This is a genomic window from Herbaspirillum sp. RTI4 (assembly GCF_034313965.1).
Classification (GTDB): Bacteria; Pseudomonadota; Gammaproteobacteria; order Burkholderiales; family Burkholderiaceae_D; genus Herbaspirillum.
In genome coordinates, this window is sequence record NZ_JAVIWQ010000002.1 from 3,497,475 (window position 1) to 3,515,401 (window position 17,927).

Sequence of the window (17,927 nt, forward strand, 5' to 3'; positions counted from 1 at the left end):
TTCGTCGCCTCAGGAAGTAATCGCACGACCGAAGAAACCGGAAGGCCGAAACAGAATGAACAGGAACAACACGATGAACGTAATTGCCTCGCTCCACTGCGGCTCGAAATACAGCAGCGCCAGATTCTCCGCCATTCCCAGCATCAGACCGGCGCACGCTGCGCCACGCAAACTTCCCACCCCGCCAACAATAGTGGCCGCCAGACTGATCAACATGACGTGATGACCAATGGCCGGATTCAGCCCGGTGCTGGCCGCCGATAAAATCGCTGCCGGCACCACCAGCAATGAGCCGAGGGCGAACACGATAGTCGATAGTCGTCGCGGACTGAGCCCATAGGCGCGGATCAGTTCAGGATTTTCCGAGAGCGCGCGCAAACCCATGCCGACATGGGTACGCATCAGGAAAAATTGCAAACCCCAAAAAAACAGGCCTGCGATCACAATCGCAATGCCCGACAACGGCGACACAAATAATCCCGAGGCCACTTCGATGCTTTGACTCAGTGACGTCGATACTGAGACAAAGCTCCGTCCGAAAATAATGCCGATCAGATTCTGCACCACGATGCCGATGCCGAACGAGGCCACGAACACGGTAAAGAACGATCCCTCATGCAACTGGATAGGCGCATAGACAAAACGATCCAGCAGCACGCCAAACAACACTGCCGCCACCGTCGCCGCCAGGATCGCCAATACCCAGTGCATCTGCGCCACCGAATACAAGTAATAAAACACGTATGCCGCAATGGTGAAGGTGGAACCGTGGGCAAAATGAAATACCTTGGTCGATCCAAAAATCAATGAAAATCCAACCGCGATGAGCGCATACAGCGCGCCCACCTGAAGGCCATTGATCAAAAGCTGGAGTAGCAGCATGAGTCTGGTCTCTTTTCGTTATTTCGATTGTGCGACGCTGACAGTCTTGCCGCCTTTGCCATCGACCTCATTGATCTGCATCGGCATGACCACGGTCCCGTTTTCAGAAAACGTCACCTTGCCGCCAACCAGATCAAAAGACTTGCTTTCAATCCGTTGCGCCAGCAGATTTTCGCCCGTAACCGGTTTGCCTTTCTTTTGCAATTGCTGCGTCAGCAAAGCAAACAGTCGTACTGCGTTGTAGTAATTGGCGATATACGCAGTGGGCATCTTGTTATATTTTTTCTTGTAGTCGTCGACAAAACGCTTGGTGATCGGATCTTGCGAATTCCAATCCATGAACTGCGTGGTGTAAAGCGCACCCAGTGCTTCCGGTTGCGCATTGATTTCCGGCACCGAAAACGCGGTGTAACTGACCATCAGCTGCTTGACGCCGTTGTCCCGGAATTGTTTGACGATCTGCAACTGCTGCGATCCGTACGAGGCGATGTAAACCACATCAGGATTAGCCGCGCGCACCCGCGCTGCGATACCGCCAAACTGCTGCGCCGAAGCTGGCACTGATAAAGCCTCTACCAGTTGTCCGCCCGCTGCAGGAAGGCTCGTTTCCATTTCTTTGCGGATAGACTGACCCAAGGGATCGTCGATATACACCAGCACGAAACGCTTGAGTTTTCGTTCGTTCACCAGATAAGGAATGATGGCCCGTACTTCATAGTTGGCCAGTGGAATGATGTTCCAGAAATACGGACCCAGTTCCGCCAGATCAGGACCTACCCCACCGCCATTGACAGCGACCGTCTTGGAGCGTCCTGCAACGGTCGAAATCGCTTTCGAGACGCCCGTAAAGGCCGACAAAACATACGGCACCTTTTCCACATTGACCAGCTTGTTCATGCCGATCACGCCTTGCTGCGGCAAAGCCTGACTATCTTCATACTGGATAGTCAGCTTCCCTCCGATCAGATTGTCGGCATTAATGTGATCTCTGGCGAGATTGGCGCCAGAACTGAAGATGTCCCCGTAAGAAGCATTCAAGCCGCTCATGGGAAATAAGGCGCCGATTGCAACATCCGCTGCACGCACCGGCACAACAGAAACAGCACCCGCTACCAGTACCGCAGTAACAATATTTTTTAAAATTGACATGCTTATCTCCAGCTTATGTTTTAGGTTTTTTTATCCGATACCACTATCTGCTGACTACCAACAACATCTTTATCACCTGCCGACAAACACCGGCGCTCTTTTCTCTCGAAACGCCGCCACTCCTTCTTTGTAATCATCGCTGTAACCGAGCGCGCGCTGCAATTTTTGCTCCAGTTCCAGTTGCTGCTCAAGACTATTACCTGCCGCTGCATAGATCGCCAGTTTGCTCAGTCCCAGTGCCTTGGTGGCAGAGCAGGCGAGTTGATCGATAATTTTTTGCGTCTCTTCCTCGAACGCGGCATCATCCACACAGCGCCAGATCAATCCCCATTCAGCAGCCTGTTCTGCGCTCAATTTATCGTTGAGCATGCTCAGACCGATAGCGCGGGCCGGGCCGATCAGCTGCGGCAAAAACTGCGTCGCACCGGCATCCGGCAGCAAACCCAGCTTGGTAAACCCTTGCAAAAAATACGCTGACTTGGTGGCGATAACGATATCGCACGCCAGTGCCAGCGTCGATCCGACACCCGCCGCCAGTCCATTGAGCGCGCACACGACCGGTACCGGCAAGGCACGCAGTCTTAGCACCAATGGCTTGTAATACTTCTCCAGCGAAGCACCCAGATCACGTTGCTCGCCATCCGCAACAGGGACACGATCTGTCTGATCCTGGCCGGCGCAAAAGGCGCGTCCGATACCGCTCAACACCAGCACGCGTAATGCCGGATCATGCTCGACCGAGGCGATCGCTGCCGCTATTGCTTCGTGCATGCCGTCATTGAGGCTATTAAGTCGCTGCGGCCGATTAAGCGTAATGCGTGCAATGCCGTCAACGAAAGAAAATACAACTTCTGGATCGTTCATGGGTTCTCCTTTCTCAGGACTTACTTGCGTAAATGCGTACTGGCTTCGTCTTCCATCCGATGCCAGATTTCATGCGCCATCGGCGTTTTCGATTCTTCAAGAATATGGCCAACCAAACCGATGGCGCGCGCCATGACTCCGAAGCCGCGCACGATTTCCCATGGAAATCCAAATTCGCAGCAAATGGCACCGATGGCACCGGTCGCATTGATCGGGAGCACCTTCCCTGAAGCCCGTTCAGCTTCCGCGCCGATCAATTGCATCAAGGTGATGTAACGGCCTTTCATGCCATTGTCTTCAGCAATCTGAAACAGTCGCGGCGTACGCGGATCAATGGGCTTGTGCAAGGGGTGACCGAGGCCAGGAATAATCTGCTTGCGTTCGCGAAAAGCAGCGACGGTATCGCGTGCAATTTTTTCCAGATCGGCATCGACGTCAGTATCGGCGAGGGCCTGATACAACATTTTTGCGGCACCTTCCGTCGTTCCGACGAACACCGTACCCAAGCCGCACAAGCCAGCGGCTACGGCGCCTTGCAAGGATTCCGGCGCGCCGGCATACGTCAGTCTGGCTACCAGAGCGCTAGGCGTAATGCCATGCTCGACCAGCGTGATCAGCATGGCGTTGAATACCCGTGACTGGCTGAGCGTTGCAGTCTTCCCCATCAACTGAAAGTAGGCAAAATCGCCCAGATTCATGTGACCCAGAATCTCATTCGGCAAATCTTTGCCGCGTACCGTGATGCTATCGGCGGTGCTAAAAGCGATATCCGAACGTATTACTGCTGTTTTACGTGCCATAACTTTCTCTCCGAAATTGTATTCAATGCATTCAGGCGGCGATATCCGCGACGCCGTTACTCAACACCACCTTGTCACGCTCTACTACGCGCGACTGAAAATAGGCGCGTCCGCCGTCTCGCCAGATTTCTGTTCGTATCGTTTCTCCCGGAAACACGGGTGACGAAAATCGTGCCTGCAAGGATTGCAGGCGCTCTGGCCGATAAGCGCAACAGGTTTTCAAAATTGCGTGGCAGGTAACGCCATAAGTACCCATGCCATGCAAAATGGGGCGGGGAAATCCGGCCGCAATCGCCGTGGCCGGATCAGCATGCAAAGGATTCATGTCGCTCGACAAGCGATAGAGCAAGGCCATCTCAGGACGCGTCGGCAAATCACAGGAATAATCCGCTGCACGCGTCGGCATGACCGTGGCTTGTGCCGACAAGACATCGCTAGGCTGCCCCTGTTCGCTGAATCCTCCTTCGCTGCGGCAAAACGATATCTGTTCGACAGTCGCCAGCGTGATGCCGGTTTCTTTGTCGATCACCTTGCGTTCAACCACGACCAGCGCGCCTTTGTCAGCCCCCTTGTCCACGACCGCGATCACACGCGACTGACCGATTACCGTACCGCTGCTGGGCAAGCGATGATGCAAACGCACTTTTTGTTCTCCGTGCACTACCTTGCTCAAATTGATACCTGATTCAGGATTGCCCATCCAGAGACCTGGATGTCCCAGAATCACCGCCATGCTCGGAAATGTTTGCAAACCATCTTCGTAGACAAAACGCAATTCGTCGGCATCGCTTGAATTTTTCCCGAGACCCAGGCCGAGCGCATACAAAATCGTGTCTTTTTCGGTATAGCGATGTTCCTGTTCGGGAAACACCCAGTTTTTCAATTTGAAGTAATCAATTGCCATATCCATCCCATCACGATGTCGAGTAATGCCGTTTTAAGCCCCGCGTGATCCCGCATTTCTGCGGTGTCCATGTCGGCCTAAGCTCAAATCGGGTCCCAGCTAAATACATCGGCGGAACGATCCATGGCGACGAAATTACTTTTCAATGCCGGCATGGCGTGCTCTGCAATGCTTTCTGGTGTCCATCCTTCGGCCCGATGCACCGAACGCAATGGACGAGGCTGGCTCATGAGGAAAATTTCATTGTTGCGAACCGTGAATACCTGCGCATTGACGTCACTGGCGCTGTCGCTGGCAAGAAAGACCGCCAGGGGTGCGATCTTGGCCGGGGTCATGAGCTTGATCTTGTCGACACGGGCCTGCTGAGCCGCATCGTTAATCGGGATCGAACTGATCATCCGGCTCCAGGCAAACGGCGCGATGCAATTGGAACGGACATTGAAGCGTTGCATATCGAGTGCAATCGATTTCGATAAGGCAGTCAGCCCGAGTTTCGCTGCCGAATAATTGGCTTGCGCCAAATTGCCAATCAGACCGGAGGTGGAGGTCATGTGTACTAATGCACCGCTGGCCTGCGCCTTGAAATGCAGCGCTGCTGCCTTGCTCATGTAAAAGGCACCGTACAGATGCACCTTGAGAACGGCATCCCATTCATCCGCACTCATTTTATGGAACAGGCTGTCGCGCAAAATTCCGGCGTTGTTGACAACGCAATCGATACGACCGAAAACATCGACTGCGGTCTCCACGATTCGTGCGGCGCTACTAGCATCGGAAACGCTATCGGTATTGGCAACCGCCTGACCGCCCGCAGCGATGATTTCTTCCACCACCTGCTGCGCCGGACCTGCACTGAGTCCTTCGCCGCTCAGCGATGCGCCGATGTCATTCACCACTACCCGCGCGCCGTGCTGCGCCATTGCCAATGCAATATCGCGACCGATGCCGCCACCTGCACCGGTGACCACGACCACTTTTCCTTCGACGATTTTATGCATTGTCATCCTGTTTTCCTTGATCTTTTTCTGAATTCGGTTTTTACGTGCTGCTACCAAGCTGAGATTTTTACTCCGCCTTTTTGGTGAGCCACATTGCCTGAAGTGACATCGCGTTTGAATGCATAGTCTGGAAACGAGGATGGGGTGTCAATAGCAGAGAAAGTAGTGTTCCGTACTTCAGAACCATGATTTATAAAAATGATTTTTTATTGAGGCATTTTTTATCTGATGAAAAAAACAAGAAATGATCAATCGAAAAATTGTGCATGTGCAGCATACTTTGCCTCTACAGAGGCGGCATTGTCGATATTTCGCGCTCAATAATGTACTTTTATGATTTTAAAAATGCTTATATTTTTTCTGATTAAATAATTTTTCAGCACGACATTCCAAAGTACGGAACGATGTTTGATGTTAGATTGACGCAGCCGATCATGTGCTGCATGGTCTCTGGCAAGACAATTACAAGATCACGAAAAAAGTCACAAAAATCCCTCAGCGCAACCAGCCAATATTGGTTTTCGAGGAAAGAAAAAATATGCGACTTTCAGGAAATGAAGATGGGCGCGCCGGTGACATTCACTGCCTGGCAAAAGTATCCCCATCTCACGGCAGGTCCTCATCATGAGCGACCTCATCAGCACCCGCAACAAAGCGCTTGTACGTCGGGCGGCGATTCGTCCGGTGGATGTGCGCATCGTCTTGCGGGCTCCACGCGCCCCTTACCGCGAGCAGGCATCTACAGATAACGGAAAACTGATTGCCCCGATTGTGCGCGGCTTTGCCGTGCTTGATGCCTTCCTCGAACAGGATCAATGGCTGGCCAATGGCGATATCGCCGAACGCACTGCCATACCAAAGGCAACCGTCTCGCGGCTGACGCGCACGCTGACAGAACTCGGTTATCTGACGCATTCGGATTTATTGAAAAAATATAGGCTGGCGTCGGCCGTGCTCGATCTTGGTTATGCCGCCATGGCCGATACCGATGTGGTATCTCTGGCACGGGGATTGATGCAGGAGTTTGCCGACGTCAACGGCGTCTACGTTGCGCTCGCCGGACGGGATGGCCTCGACATGATTTTGTTTGAGAACTGTCATAGCTCCTCCACACTCGCCACGATCGCTCTCGGCGTTGGCGAGCATATGCCGATTGCCGCGTCGCCCTTAGGCTGGGCCTTACTGGCCGGTTTGCCGAATACGGAAAGGACCTATCTGCTGGACCGCATACGACCGCATCACAAACGTGATCTGTGGATGCTGTTGCGGCAACGCATTGACGAAGCAGCTGATCAGGTGGCTGAAAAAGGGTATTGCTCCTCCACCGGAGACTGGGGTGCGGACATTACTGTCGTCGCTGCACCATTACATATTGCCGGCCGCTTGCCGATGGCCCTGGTATGCGCCGGTTCACCGCGGCTAACACCGCAGACCCGGCTGGATGAACAATTGGGCCGCAAGCTGGTGACACTGATCCATCAGCTCAAGAAAAATGCTGCCGTACAAGCCTAAGAAAGCAACATGAAAGCCATCCTTCCGATCAAAAAAACAATCAAGAAAACGGCTTTGACAGCACCAGAGACAACAGATCGGTTTTCCGTACGCGACCAAGATGCCGCACCAGGAAGCAGCACCGCAACACATACACTGGAGCGGGCGCTAGGTGTATTGAAAGCATTTCGCGGCAGTCCGAAACCTCTGGCGCATGCGGAGTTAGTACGCCGCACCGGTTACTCCAAAGCCTCGATATCGCGGGTGGCGGCCACACTGGTCGCACTCGGTTATCTGGACCGCGCACCCGACGGCGTGCGCTTTCAAATCGGCGTGCGTGGTTTGCGTATCGGTCACCGTTATTTATCCAACAGCCCGATTACACGGCAAGCAAAACCGCTCATGCAAGCGCTGGCTGACGAACATAATATGTCGATCGGTCTGGCTGTGGCGAACCAGCTCGACATGATTTATATCGAATACTGCAACAGCAGCAGCATAGCCACTCTGCGCCTTGGTGTGGGCCGTACGGTGCCAATGGAGTTGAGCGCTATCGGCAGAACTTATGTCTGGATGCAATCACCGACACATCGGCAGCGTCTGTTGTTCAATATCCTGAAGAAAATCGGATCACACGGACCGGCAGTCGTCGCCAAAATGGAAGAGGCATTTGAAGACCTCGAACGCTATGGTTACTGCATCGCAGCGGGTGAATATCAGCGCGACACGTTTGCCGTCAGTGTCCCGGTTTTTTTAGGTGATCCTCCGGTACCGATGGCACTCAATTGCAGCGCTGTCTCTTACATGCCGGACGTAGAAAACATCCGAAAGGTGTTAGTCCCTTCTTTGCAGAACGCTGCTGAAAAATTGAAAATTGCGCTTTCCTCGGTTGATAGCGCATTATTCTAAAAATCGGCTGTCGATTCACCAGATAGCATCAACTACACCTCCTTCAAGTCAGTTCTACCCTCCCCAGACACCTTGTCATGAACTGAACACATGATGCGTCCATTATGTGTGTGAGCAGCTATTTACCGCGCATCCATAGCGCCAATAGCATCGCCATGCTGACCGGGTACGTTAGAATGGCGTCACTAAATCCTTCATTACGGTCCATAAAAATATGAACAGAAATCGTTACCATCCCGCCTCCGTTTTTTTCCACTGGATGATTTTTTTATTATTCGTTATCGCTCTGGCCGTGATTGAATATCGCGGCGACGTACCAAAGGGCGATCCGCTCAGAGATACCCTGCGCACCATCCACATGATGACGGGTCAGCTGGTGTTTCTGTTTGCCGCGTTCCGTATCGCAGCACGATTCCGATTCGGTGTGCCCGCGGCGCTACCAGGTCCCCGCTGGCAAACATGGAGCGGCGAAGCGGTTCACATTTTGTTGTATGTCATCATGTTCGCGCTGCCAATCACCGGCGTCCTGTTCACTCAGGCTGGCGGCAGGGACGTCTCCTTTTTCGGCCTGATTCTGCCGCAGCTGATCTCGCCGGATGCAGCGCTCAAGGAAAGTATCCGGGATATCCATGAACTCATAGGCAATGCGGTGTATTACGTTGTCGGCTTGCACGCACTGGCCGCCCTGTGGCACCACTTCATCCGCAAGGACAGCACCCTGCGCCGGATGCTCAATTTCACTGGTAAAGATTGAGTCGCTTTTCCGTATCTAAGAGGTGGCGCATTGGCTTTATGCGTCATCTTATGCATCCCTTTCTGCGACTCATTCTTACCTTACGCCAGTCCATGCTGATCAAACGAAAATCAATAGAAGCGCAAGCCAACACCAAAGCCGGGCCAGGCACACGTCAGCGTGAAAAAAAACCGGCCGTGCGACGCAAGGCTAAGTTTGCGCCTGTCACACTGTCAGAGTCGGATGGGGTGCGCTATTTGCATTTCGGTACTGAATGGGTGCAAGGCGCGATGCGCATGCGCAAACCCGACTGGCTGGAACTTGAATATGCACAGCAGATGATGGCCTGGATGCTGTTCAATCCAACTCCGCTCCATATCGTGCAGCTAGGACTAGGCACTGGCGCGCTGAGCAAATTCAGCCTGCGCCAGTTTCCCGAAGCGCGCATCACGGCAGTCGAACTCAACCCTGCGGTCGTTGCCATCTGCGAAATGATGTTCAAGCTGCCCATCGACGATGAACGGCTGGCCGTCCTGGAAATGGACGCGCAAGATTTTGTCGATGACGAGAACAACCATGGCACTATCGATGCACTACAGGTCGATCTTTACGACGCTACCGCGCGCGGCCCGGTGCTCGACAGCGCCGAGTTCTACACCGCCTGCGCGAATTGCCTCACCGAGGACGGCATCATGACGGTCAACCTGTTCGGCGACCATCCCAGTTATGCCAAGAATCTGAAAGCCATGCGCTTTGCCTTCCCGCAGGTCATCAGCCTGCCCGAAGTCCATGACGGCAATATCATTGCCATCGCCTTCAAAAAACGTCACCCACTGGATTTCACCGCGTTGTATGAACGCGCAAAGGAGATTCAGGCCGCCACCAAACTACCGACCAAATCCTGGGTCAATGGCATGAAAACAGCCGAGGGGTAACGCTCCCGCAATGAAAAACGCTTTTTCTCCCGTTTTCTTAAGAAAATTACCGCTAGAGAAGATGAAGTCCTAGCGCAGACGGTCAAGAGCCGCTATAATTCGTCCCCTGTTGGGGCGTTAGCTCAGCTGGTAGAGCAGCGGACTCTTAATCCGTAGGTCGACAGTTCGAATCTGTCACGCCCCACCAACAGTATTCGATCGAAAAAAGGACTTGGCTTAATGGCTCAGTCCTTTTTTTACGACCAGTAATTTCAGGGGTGTGCATTTTCCGCCCTCTACGGCTTTTTCTTCTGCGCTATCATGCCGACCGCCTCTGTCAGCCTGTCTGTTAAAAGGCAGCAGTAGCGCTTAGTGGATACGACCCAGACATCTTTTCACCTGCGCTGCCATGGCGTCCCGAAAGGACCCATAATGCTGCTCTTGCGATGCCAGCCCGCGTCGAATCTATATTGAGCCGCTCCCATGCAAGATCCAACACCGCCCGCCATCGACATTCAACCGACACGCCCGTGGATAAACCTGTCCACCACCTATGACGTGGAAGCCTGGATCGACAATTACAATCGCGATCTGCAACAAGCCGTCAAAAATGACAAGCTCAAAGGGTATGGGATTTGCTTTTTGCTGGAGCTGGGGGGTGAAGTCTATCTTCACACCACGTCGGAAGGAGATATCTTGCTCGACGTCAGCGAGGAAGCCGCTTGGATAGGCCCAGTGATAACGGCGGCAACCGCAGTGGCAGCGCCCTCATCATCGAACTGGGCACTGCCGGGACATACGCTGACACAACTCATATTAGGCTTGAGCGGAATGATTGCCGCCACCCGCATCGTTGTCAGCCACACCTACAAAACATCAAAAAGCTGGCCGCAGCACTATTGAAGGCAATCGCCGCGAAGCCAGACTGGCTGCCTCATCCTTACTCAGATTTCGGCTTGGTATTGCGCTCACGGCGTGCATCGGCATCACGTTGAGATTTTTTTTCAAACTCAGTACGTTCGCACGCGCACAGCACAAATGCGATGCAGGCGACCAGCGCCAAAACAATAGATCGTTTCATTATGTCTCCCTTTGTCTGTTTATACACCCTCGCCTGCGAATAATCGCGGCAGGCTTTATTGCCCGCTACGCGCCTCGGAAAGCGCAATAGTCAGATGCTGCACCTTCTTTTTCAGCTGATCGCGCTCTTCGGTCAGTTCAGCCACAGCGTTCGTCAAACGGAAAATTTCGATTTGCTCGGGTGTGGCATCGTCCGGCGGAGCCTCTGGAGCGGGCTTAGGTGGCAAGCGCGCCTCGCGCACCTGCCTTGCGGCCTGACGTAATTCCTTCTTGCCGCCAGCCACCGCCGCGATCTGCTCTTCGTTCGACAAGGACGCCACTGCCGCCGCCGCATTAATCGAGATCACTCCCGATTTCACCGCGCCCACCAGTTCAGGCGCCGCGGTCTTCTGAATTTTTTCGATTTGACCCAGTGTCGCGCTACTCACCCGCGCGGCGCGTGCCACCGCTTCACGCGTCAACGGCGGCTCACTGCCAGACTTGTCTGCTGCATCCCCTGCCGGCTCGGCAGAAGACCGCTGGGCTTGCGTCTGCGCTGCGCGTGCCGACACTATTTCTTTCTTACGCAACGCCAGCACGCCGCGTTGAAAATCCGATACACTGCGGCGACCAAGATGGTTATCAATCATCCACAAATGCACATCGTCCAGCGATTGGAAAGTGTGATTCTGCATCGTGTTGAAGGGTATCTGATGCTTCTGGCAGATACCGTAACGGTTATGTCCATCGACCAGAAGATCGCCCCACAACACCAGCGCATCACGGCACCCTTCCGTCAACAAACTGCGTTCCAGAGCCGCGAATTCGTCTCCGGTCAAAGGATCGATATAGGCGCGGAGGTCTTCGTTAATAGTAATGGTCATGGTCCAGAGGAAAATAAAAAGATAGCGACAACAGTGTACGCAACGCTGACGTTATACGCCACACGACACGCAGGTATTTGAGTGATTGCCAAAAATCAACATGTGATCAACATACAATCAACACACGAATTTCACCAACGCTCTAATCATCCATCATCCGCCAACCACATTACCGATACCCATTTCAGAAATCCTGCGCACAAGGCCTCTTCTGCGCATTCACTCAAGCACTGAAATACACAAAAAAAACGGCCGTCAGATCCTGACGGCCGCATGCACATCAACACAAATGGATCAGCCCGCTATCGAGGCCTGCGGGTACCGCTCATATGCGCCCTTATTACGATACAAGACCAGCGTCGCAATCAAACCGCACACCGCCGCAAAGGTCATCCATAGTCCCGGCACACCTTTGTCGCCGGTCAACTCAATCAAGCCAGTCGCAATTGCCGGTGTGAAGCCGCCAAAAATCGCCGTTGCCAAACTATACGCCAAAGAAAACCCTGCCGTACGCACCGATACCGGCATCACTTCAGCCAGAGCGACGACCATCGCGCCGTTATAACTGGCGTACAAGAAAGACAACCACAACTCCACCATCAGCATTTTCGAAAAACCAGGATCGCTGACCAGCCAGCGCATCGCTGGATACGCCGTCAGAATCGTCAGCAAGGTAAAGAAGATCAGAATAGGCCGGCGTCCGATGCGGTCGGACAGCGCGCCCATCAGCGGCAACCAGATAAAATTGGACAGGCCTATGCACAGCGTCACAATCAGGCTATCCGCCGTACTCAGCTTGAGTACGCTCTTGCCAAATGTCGGCGTGTAAATGGTGATCAGATAAAACGATACCGTCGTCATCGACACCAGCATCATGCCGGCGATAATCAGCTTCCAGTTTTCCAGCATCGAGCGATATATTTCACTGACATTGGGACGGTGTTTGCGCGCCAGAAATTCCTCTGTTTCCTGCAGCGAACGGCGAATCATGAACAGCACCGGCACGATCATGCAGCCGATGAAAAACGGAATACGCCAGCCCCAGGAACCGATTTGCAAGGGTGTCAGCCACACATTGAGGGCATAACCCAATGCCGCCGCAAAAATGATCGCCACCTGTTGGCTGGCGGATTGCCAGCTGACATAAAACCCCTTGTTGCCGGGAGTCGCCATTTCGGCCAGATATACAGAGACGCCACCCAGTTCGACACCCGCAGAAAATCCTTGCAACAAACGCCCGGTCAGCACCAGAAACGGTGCCAGATAACCAATGCTGGCAAAGCCGGGAACGAAGGCAATCAGCATGGTCCCCGCCGCCATCAGCGCCAGCGTCACGATCAGCCCTTTGCGACGGCCAACACGGTCAACATACGCGCCGAGCAAAATCGCCCCGAGCGGACGCATCAAGAAACCCGCGCCGAACGTCATGAACGTCAGCATCAGCGAAGCGAATTCATCGCCCGACGGAAAAAACGTTTTGGAAATGTAGGTGGCGTAAAAACCGAAAAGAAAAAAATCAAACATCTCCATGAAATTGCCGCTGGTCACGCGTAAAACGGTGCCGAATTTCGATGGAGAGGAAGGCTTGGTCAGTGTCATGTTTACTCTCGCAAAACAGAGGGAAGCGGACATCCCAAGAATGCCGCCTGATCGATACATTGAATGATTGAAGCAGTCAATCAGATGAATGTGCGGATAAATGTGCGGGTGCTCGTTGGAGTACTCGTTGGAGTAAAGCGATCACCACCGCAGATTGACGAATTAATTCAGCGGATCAAGACCGCTCTTGATGATTTCCGCGCGGGCATCGGGCGAAGCCAGGAAACGAATCAAGGCCTTGCCTGCCTCAGGATGCGGCGCACCAACCGGAATGCCGGCAGAATACAAAGTCACGCTTTGCACTTCTTCAGGAATCTTGGCAACGAAATCCACCCCCGGAACAGGAAGAATTTCACTGACCTGCTGAAACCCCAATTCATACTCTCCCGCAGCAACCAGGCTGGCCACCGGCGTTTTCTGGATTTTGTGCGCCTTAGGCTTGAGTTCCGATTCGATACCCATTTTTTTGAACAACTCGTTTTCGATATACACCCCGCTGGCACTATCCGAATAAGCCACCGAACGCGCCGTCAGCAGCGTCGCTTTAAATGCCGCCACCGTCGAAATATCCGGCTTCGCGCTGCCCGACTTCACCGCCATGCCAATCCGCGATCCGGCCAGCTCGACTTTACTGTCGGCGATCGCCTTGCCCTGTTTAATCAGCTCAGTCAGCGCATAACCGACCATGATGACCACGTCAGCGGATTCACCACGCGCCAGACGATTTGGAATCGCCTCGGGAGACACTCCCATTGATGGTCCCCAGATGATCACCAGATGATGACCGGTGGCCGCTTCAAACTTCGGTGCCAACGCAGTGTAGGCGGCGGCAAAACCACCGGAGTTCATCACGCGGACTTCATCGGCCCACGCGCTGCCTGTCACCAAAGAAAAAGCAAATACGACGAGGGAAAATAATGTGGACAGCCTGCTGCGTTGATTCATTGCGTCTCCTGCTTTGATTTTAGAAAACCCCGATTACAGAGCTTCTTTGATTATTTAAATTTTAATGGTCGCACTGCAGACCACCATAAGCGTGTCTGGCGGGCAATTTTCACAAAATTCATTGATAAAGTAAAATGCATAATTATTCAAATTTGATGCGTTAAAAGCATCAATATAAAAATTCACTTCGGGAATAAAAAATAATGAAAGCACCGATGAAGTGCGACGAACAACGCAAGGTGAGAACAAGCACCGCCGCCATAACTGAAAGCAAGCTATCCCCCCGCTCTGAAATAGCGCCCTGCAGTAACTTACTCGGCGCGTCCTGATGAGCCCACTACGTTTTGACCTGGGCGATCTCCAGGCCATGGTGGCAGTCGTGGAGCAAGGCGGCTTCCGAGCCGCCGCCAGCGCGATCAACCTGTCGCAACCGGCCCTCTCCCGTCGCATTGAAAAACTGGAAAACGCACTCAACGTCAAACTCTTCGAGCGCACCACCCGCCGCGTCGAGCTGACGCTGGTCGGTCGCGAATTTTTCGTGAAGGCGATTGAAATTCTGGATGGCGTGGAAAGCTCACTCCTGAGCATAGGTGAAATTTCGCGCACCCGATTCGGCCAGGTCAGCGTGGCCTGCGTTCCCTCAGTGGCGCATCACTTCCTGCCACCAGTGCTGCAACGCTTCCATACCGCTTATCCGAATATCCGTATCCGCATCATTGATGAAGGCGCGCATGAAGTGCTCAATCATGTGGCCCGGGGCGATTCCGACTTCGGCCTCAATTTCATCGGCGAACAAGAGCTGGGGATCGACTTCGAACCGATCCTGCGCGAACGCTTCGTACTCACCTGCCGCACCGATCATCCGCTGGCCAAACGACGCTCAGTCACCTGGAACGATATCCGTCCCTATCCCTACATGACCGTCGCCAAATCCAGCGGCAACCGGCGTGTGCTGGATATCGCAATGGAACAAGGCGACATCCGACCCGCGTCCTTCATTGAAGTGCGTCACGTCGCCACGCTGCTGGAAATGGTCAAAGCCGGATTAGGCGTTGCTGTGGTGCCGGGCCTGGCAGTGCCGCCCGACGCGACGCTGGCAAGCATTCCCTTGCGCGATCCTGAAATCGCCAGAACGCTAGGCGTCATCCGACGCAGCGGCCGCGTATTTTCACCAGGAGCGCAGCAACTTTACGAATTGATCAAGGAAATGCCGCCACTCGGAAAACATATGACCGCTTTATAGTCGTACTGCGGAGGCAACGACCTGCTTCAGTGCTGCCGCTACCGTTCGATTACACACAAACACAGACGGCAGAGGCAGAATACCAAGTCATATCAAACGCGTTCTATCATCACCGCAATACCCCACACCTATAGAATCAGGACAAGGACGGGCGCAACAGCGGCGCACCGGTCAGTTGCTGCAGCTCATCGAACGACATTCCGGGGACAATTTCCACTACCCGCAAGCCCTCCGGCGTCACATCCAGCACAGCCAGATCGGTAAAGATGCGGTTGACGCAAGCGATTCCGGTCAGCGGATAAGAACACTGCGCAACGATCTTGTGTTCGCCGCCTTTGGTCTGATGCTCCATCATCACGAATACCTGCTTCGCACCGATGGCCAGATCCATCGCACCGCCGACGGCGGGAATGGCATCGTCAGCGCCGGTATGCCAGTTCGCCAGATCGCCCCCGGCCGACACCTGAAAGGCACCCAGCACGCAGATATCGAGATGACCGCCACGCATCATGGCAAACGAATCAGCATGATGAAAATACGCGCCGCCTGTGAGCAAAGTGACCGGCTGTTTGCCGGCATTGATCAGGTCTTCGTCTTCTGCGCCGGGCGCAGGCGCAGGCCCCATCCCGAGCAAACCGTTTTCGCTGTGCAGGAATATTTCTTTATCTGCCGGCAGGTAATTGGCCACCTTGGTCGGCTGGCCAATACCCAGGTTGACGTAAGCACCTTCAGGAATATCCTGCGCCACGCGGGCGGCAATCTGGTCTCGTGTAAAGCGGTTCATCAGTTGGTCTCCAGCACTATGCGTTGCACGAATATGCCCGGCGTTACGATATGTTCCGGGTCAAGTTGTCCCAGCTCGACCACTTCCTTGACTTGCGCGATCGTACATTTCGCCGCCATCGCCATGATGGGTCCGAAATTACGCGCCGTCTTGCGGTACACCAGATTGCCCCAGCGATCGCCGCGATGCGCCTTGATCAGCGCGAAATCGGCGTGGATGGGCGACTCCAGTACATACTGGCGGCCATCGATCAAACGCGTTTCCTTGCCCTCTGCCAGCAGGGTGCCGAATCCTGTCGGAGAAAAAAATCCACCGATACCCGCTCCGGCAGCGCGAATGCGTTCTGCCAGATTGCCTTGCGGCGTCAGTTCCAGTTCAATTTTTCCGGCGCGATAAAGCGCATCGAAGACATAGGAATCAGTCTGACGTGGAAACGAGCAAATGATTTTTTTCACTTGTCCGGCCTTGAGCAAAGCGGCCAGACCGGTATCGCCATTGCCGGCGTTGTTGTTGACGATGGTGAGATCACGCGCACCCTGCGCAATCAAGGCATCGATCAGAGCGGATGGCATGCCGGCATTGCCGAAGCCACCGATCATGACGGTCGCACCGTCGTGGATGTCGGCTACCGCTTGTTGCAAGCTGCCTGTAATTTTATCGATCACGTCGCTTCTCTTTCCTGCTGGTTTCAGGGATTTTTTTGATTGAAAATTGTTCGACTATCGAACAAGTTTATACATTTAGCACTTATAATTCTAACGATGCCCTTCTTTACAGGTCAAGATTTATCACTATCTAGTGTGCGATAATCGAACAAATTTCATCAATTATCGCATCTCCCATGCCCATACAAAAACCCGCTACCAGCAAAACGACGCACAAAAAACTCACTCCGGCTATCGACAGCGTAAGCACCCATGCGCCGGAAACGAGCGCATTGAGCATCGCCGAGCAAATCGACGCGCTGACCGATTCCAACTTCATGACCTCGCTGGCGCGTGGTCTGGCGGTCATCAACGCCTTCAGCGGCCAGCGCCGTACACTCACCATCTCCCAGATCAGCCAGATGACCGGCATCCCGCGTGCTGCCGTGCGACGTTGCCTGCACACGCTCAGAGCACTCGGCTATGCCGCTGCCGACGGCAACCATTTTTCTCTGCTCCCCAAGGCCCTGACGCTGGGCTACTCCTATCTGTCGTCAACGCCGCTCACGGTCTCGGCCCAGCCCTGCCTCAATCAGATCTCGCGCACGCTGCACGAATCGAGTTCATTGGCGGTGCTGGTCGATCAGGAAATTTTATATGTGGCACGCGCTGCGACTTCCCGCGTGATGTCGGTAGCGCTCAATGCGGGTAGTCGCCTGCCGGCCTATTGCACCTCGCTCGGTCGCGTCATGCTGGCGCATCTGCCCGACGCCGAACTCGATCACTACTTCGAGTCCGTCACATTGCGGGCGATGACTGACAAGACTGTGGTCTCACAAAAGCGTTTGCGCGCCATCCTGACCGAAGTACGTATTAGCGGTTACGCTTTGATCGACGAAGAACTTGAGATTGGATTGCGCTCGATTGCGGTGCCGGTGCGTGGCGCATCGGGAACGGTGCTGGCGGCATTGAACGTCGGCGTACAGGCTAGCCGTGTCAGTACGCAAAAAATGGAAGAAGAATTTTTCCCTGTGCTACAGCGCAGCGCGCAGGAATTATCGGTGTTGCTGCCTGGATAGTGCGGCGTTGGAAATACATTCATTACCTTGCAACGTGAGCATCAAT

Annotated in this window: 19 protein-coding genes and 1 tRNA gene; 8 read left to right on the top strand and 12 right to left on the bottom strand. The window is 53.8% G+C overall.

Features of this window, described 5'->3' with window-relative positions:
• Nucleotides 1-9 precede the first annotated feature (9 nt).
• The 6 genes from RGU70_RS15635 to RGU70_RS15660 all read right to left on the bottom strand — a co-directional run bounded on the left by RGU70_RS15635 (nt 10) and on the right by RGU70_RS15660 (nt 5,597).
• Complete coding sequence (locus RGU70_RS15635; protein ID WP_322210314.1) at nt 10-882, bottom strand: branched-chain amino acid ABC transporter permease; 873 nt, start codon at nt 880-882, stop codon at nt 10-12.
• Nucleotides 883-900: 18 nt separating this feature from the next.
• On the bottom strand, nt 901-2,031 hold the full coding sequence (locus RGU70_RS15640; RefSeq protein ID WP_322210315.1) for an ABC transporter substrate-binding protein: 1,131 nt from the start codon (nt 2,029-2,031) through the stop codon (nt 901-903).
• Between the two features lie 72 nt (nt 2,032-2,103).
• Complete coding sequence (locus RGU70_RS15645) at nt 2,104-2,895, bottom strand: enoyl-CoA hydratase-related protein (RefSeq protein WP_322210316.1); 792 nt, start codon at nt 2,893-2,895, stop codon at nt 2,104-2,106.
• A gap of 20 nt (nt 2,896-2,915) precedes the next feature.
• Nucleotides 2,916-3,695: a citryl-CoA lyase gene (locus tag RGU70_RS15650; protein WP_322210317.1), complete on the bottom strand. Its 780-nt coding sequence runs from the start codon at nt 3,693-3,695 to the stop codon at nt 2,916-2,918.
• Nucleotides 3,696-3,726: 31 nt separating this feature from the next.
• Nucleotides 3,727-4,599: a MaoC/PaaZ C-terminal domain-containing protein gene (locus tag RGU70_RS15655; protein ID WP_322210318.1), complete on the bottom strand. Its 873-nt coding sequence runs from the start codon at nt 4,597-4,599 to the stop codon at nt 3,727-3,729.
• Nucleotides 4,600-4,682: 83 nt separating this feature from the next.
• Nucleotides 4,683-5,597 carry an SDR family NAD(P)-dependent oxidoreductase gene (locus tag RGU70_RS15660; protein ID WP_416186571.1) on the bottom strand — a complete coding sequence of 305 codons (915 nt, stop codon included), beginning with the start codon at nt 5,595-5,597 and terminating at the stop codon, nt 4,683-4,685.
• Between the two features lie 624 nt (nt 5,598-6,221).
• Here RGU70_RS15660 and RGU70_RS15665 point away from each other — a divergent pair.
• From RGU70_RS15665 to RGU70_RS15690, 6 genes are all read left to right on the top strand, one after another.
• On the top strand, nt 6,222-7,109 hold the full coding sequence (locus RGU70_RS15665; protein ID WP_322210320.1) for an IclR family transcriptional regulator: 888 nt from the start codon (nt 6,222-6,224) through the stop codon (nt 7,107-7,109).
• A 9-nt stretch (nt 7,110-7,118) separates the two neighbouring features.
• Entirely contained in the window at nt 7,119-7,997 is an 879-nt protein-coding gene (locus RGU70_RS15670) for an IclR family transcriptional regulator (RefSeq protein ID WP_322210321.1), read from the top strand.
• A gap of 214 nt (nt 7,998-8,211) precedes the next feature.
• On the top strand, nt 8,212-8,751 hold the full coding sequence (locus RGU70_RS15675; protein WP_322210322.1) for a cytochrome b: 540 nt from the start codon (nt 8,212-8,214) through the stop codon (nt 8,749-8,751).
• 92 nt (nt 8,752-8,843) lie between these two features.
• Nucleotides 8,844-9,665 (top strand): spermidine synthase, encoded by an 822-nt coding sequence (locus RGU70_RS15680; protein WP_322210323.1) that lies wholly within the window; start codon nt 8,844-8,846, stop codon nt 9,663-9,665.
• A gap of 111 nt (nt 9,666-9,776) precedes the next feature.
• Nucleotides 9,777-9,852, top strand: a tRNA-Lys gene (locus RGU70_RS15685).
• Between the two features lie 275 nt (nt 9,853-10,127).
• Nucleotides 10,128-10,547 (top strand): hypothetical protein, encoded by a 420-nt coding sequence (locus RGU70_RS15690; RefSeq protein WP_322210324.1) that lies wholly within the window; start codon nt 10,128-10,130, stop codon nt 10,545-10,547.
• Between the two features lie 37 nt (nt 10,548-10,584).
• Here RGU70_RS15690 and RGU70_RS15695 read toward each other — a convergent pair whose 3' ends face one another.
• The 4 genes from RGU70_RS15695 to RGU70_RS15710 form a co-directional block, all read right to left on the bottom strand.
• Entirely contained in the window at nt 10,585-10,725 is a 141-nt protein-coding gene (locus tag RGU70_RS15695) for a hypothetical protein (protein WP_322210325.1), read from the bottom strand.
• 55 nt (nt 10,726-10,780) lie between these two features.
• Complete coding sequence (locus RGU70_RS15700; protein ID WP_322210326.1) at nt 10,781-11,587, bottom strand: hypothetical protein; 807 nt, start codon at nt 11,585-11,587, stop codon at nt 10,781-10,783.
• A gap of 294 nt (nt 11,588-11,881) precedes the next feature.
• Nucleotides 11,882-13,186 (bottom strand): MFS transporter, encoded by a 1,305-nt coding sequence (locus tag RGU70_RS15705; protein WP_322210327.1) that lies wholly within the window; start codon nt 13,184-13,186, stop codon nt 11,882-11,884.
• 162 nt (nt 13,187-13,348) lie between these two features.
• Complete coding sequence (locus tag RGU70_RS15710) at nt 13,349-14,131, bottom strand: substrate-binding domain-containing protein (protein WP_322210328.1); 783 nt, start codon at nt 14,129-14,131, stop codon at nt 13,349-13,351.
• A gap of 328 nt (nt 14,132-14,459) precedes the next feature.
• Between RGU70_RS15710 and RGU70_RS15715 the strand changes: the two genes are divergently transcribed.
• On the top strand, nt 14,460-15,374 hold the full coding sequence (locus RGU70_RS15715; protein ID WP_322210329.1) for a LysR family transcriptional regulator: 915 nt from the start codon (nt 14,460-14,462) through the stop codon (nt 15,372-15,374).
• A gap of 136 nt (nt 15,375-15,510) precedes the next feature.
• On the opposite strand, the gene RGU70_RS15720 is transcribed toward RGU70_RS15715, so the two are convergent.
• The gene (locus RGU70_RS15720) at nt 15,511-16,158 is read right to left on the bottom strand and encodes a CoA transferase subunit B (RefSeq protein ID WP_322210330.1); all 648 of its coding nucleotides are present in this window, start codon (nt 16,156-16,158) and stop codon (nt 15,511-15,513) included.
• Nucleotides 16,158-16,823, bottom strand: coding sequence for a 3-oxoacid CoA-transferase subunit A (locus RGU70_RS15725; RefSeq protein WP_322210331.1), 666 nt, complete (start codon nt 16,821-16,823; stop codon nt 16,158-16,160). The genes RGU70_RS15720 and RGU70_RS15725 overlap by 1 nt, the downstream gene beginning before the upstream one ends.
• Before the next feature lie 176 nt (nt 16,824-16,999).
• Here RGU70_RS15725 and RGU70_RS15730 point away from each other — a divergent pair, with 176 nt between their 5' ends.
• Nucleotides 17,000-17,881: an IclR family transcriptional regulator domain-containing protein gene (locus RGU70_RS15730; protein ID WP_416186534.1), complete on the top strand. Its 882-nt coding sequence runs from the start codon at nt 17,000-17,002 to the stop codon at nt 17,879-17,881.
• Nucleotides 17,882-17,927 lie beyond the last annotated feature (46 nt).

Bases quoted from the DNA above. Each gene is read 5' to 3' on its own strand.
- RGU70_RS15695 (WP_322210325.1), bottom strand. From the start codon at position 10,725: ATGAAACGATCTATTGTTTTGGCGCTGGTCGCCTGCATCGCATTTGTG.
- RGU70_RS15700 (WP_322210326.1), bottom strand. From the start codon at position 11,587: ATGACCATTACTATTAACGAAGACCTCCGCGCCTATATCGATCCTTTG.
- RGU70_RS15670 (WP_322210321.1), top strand. From the start codon at position 7,119: ATGAAAGCCATCCTTCCGATCAAAAAAACAATCAAGAAAACGGCTTTG.
- RGU70_RS15680 (WP_322210323.1), top strand. From the start codon at position 8,844: ATGCTGATCAAACGAAAATCAATAGAAGCGCAAGCCAACACCAAAGCC.
- RGU70_RS15645 (WP_322210316.1), bottom strand. From the start codon at position 2,895: ATGAACGATCCAGAAGTTGTATTTTCTTTCGTTGACGGCATTGCACGC.
- RGU70_RS15665 (WP_322210320.1), top strand. From the start codon at position 6,222: ATGAGCGACCTCATCAGCACCCGCAACAAAGCGCTTGTACGTCGGGCG.
- RGU70_RS15705 (WP_322210327.1), bottom strand. From the start codon at position 13,186: ATGACACTGACCAAGCCTTCCTCTCCATCGAAATTCGGCACCGTTTTA.
- RGU70_RS15710 (WP_322210328.1), bottom strand. From the start codon at position 14,131: ATGAATCAACGCAGCAGGCTGTCCACATTATTTTCCCTCGTCGTATTT.
- RGU70_RS15650 (WP_322210317.1), bottom strand. From the start codon at position 3,695: ATGGCACGTAAAACAGCAGTAATACGTTCGGATATCGCTTTTAGCACC.
- RGU70_RS15720 (WP_322210330.1), bottom strand. From the start codon at position 16,158: ATGAACCGCTTTACACGAGACCAGATTGCCGCCCGCGTGGCGCAGGAT.
- RGU70_RS15690 (WP_322210324.1), top strand. From the start codon at position 10,128: ATGCAAGATCCAACACCGCCCGCCATCGACATTCAACCGACACGCCCG.
- RGU70_RS15660 (WP_416186571.1), bottom strand. From the start codon at position 5,597: ATGCATAAAATCGTCGAAGGAAAAGTGGTCGTGGTCACCGGTGCAGGT.
- RGU70_RS15730 (WP_416186534.1), top strand. From the start codon at position 17,000: ATGCCCATACAAAAACCCGCTACCAGCAAAACGACGCACAAAAAACTC.
- RGU70_RS15635 (WP_322210314.1), bottom strand. From the start codon at position 882: ATGCTGCTACTCCAGCTTTTGATCAATGGCCTTCAGGTGGGCGCGCTG.
- RGU70_RS15640 (WP_322210315.1), bottom strand. From the start codon at position 2,031: ATGTCAATTTTAAAAAATATTGTTACTGCGGTACTGGTAGCGGGTGCT.
- RGU70_RS15715 (WP_322210329.1), top strand. From the start codon at position 14,460: ATGAGCCCACTACGTTTTGACCTGGGCGATCTCCAGGCCATGGTGGCA.
- RGU70_RS15675 (WP_322210322.1), top strand. From the start codon at position 8,212: ATGAACAGAAATCGTTACCATCCCGCCTCCGTTTTTTTCCACTGGATG.
- RGU70_RS15655 (WP_322210318.1), bottom strand. From the start codon at position 4,599: ATGGCAATTGATTACTTCAAATTGAAAAACTGGGTGTTTCCCGAACAG.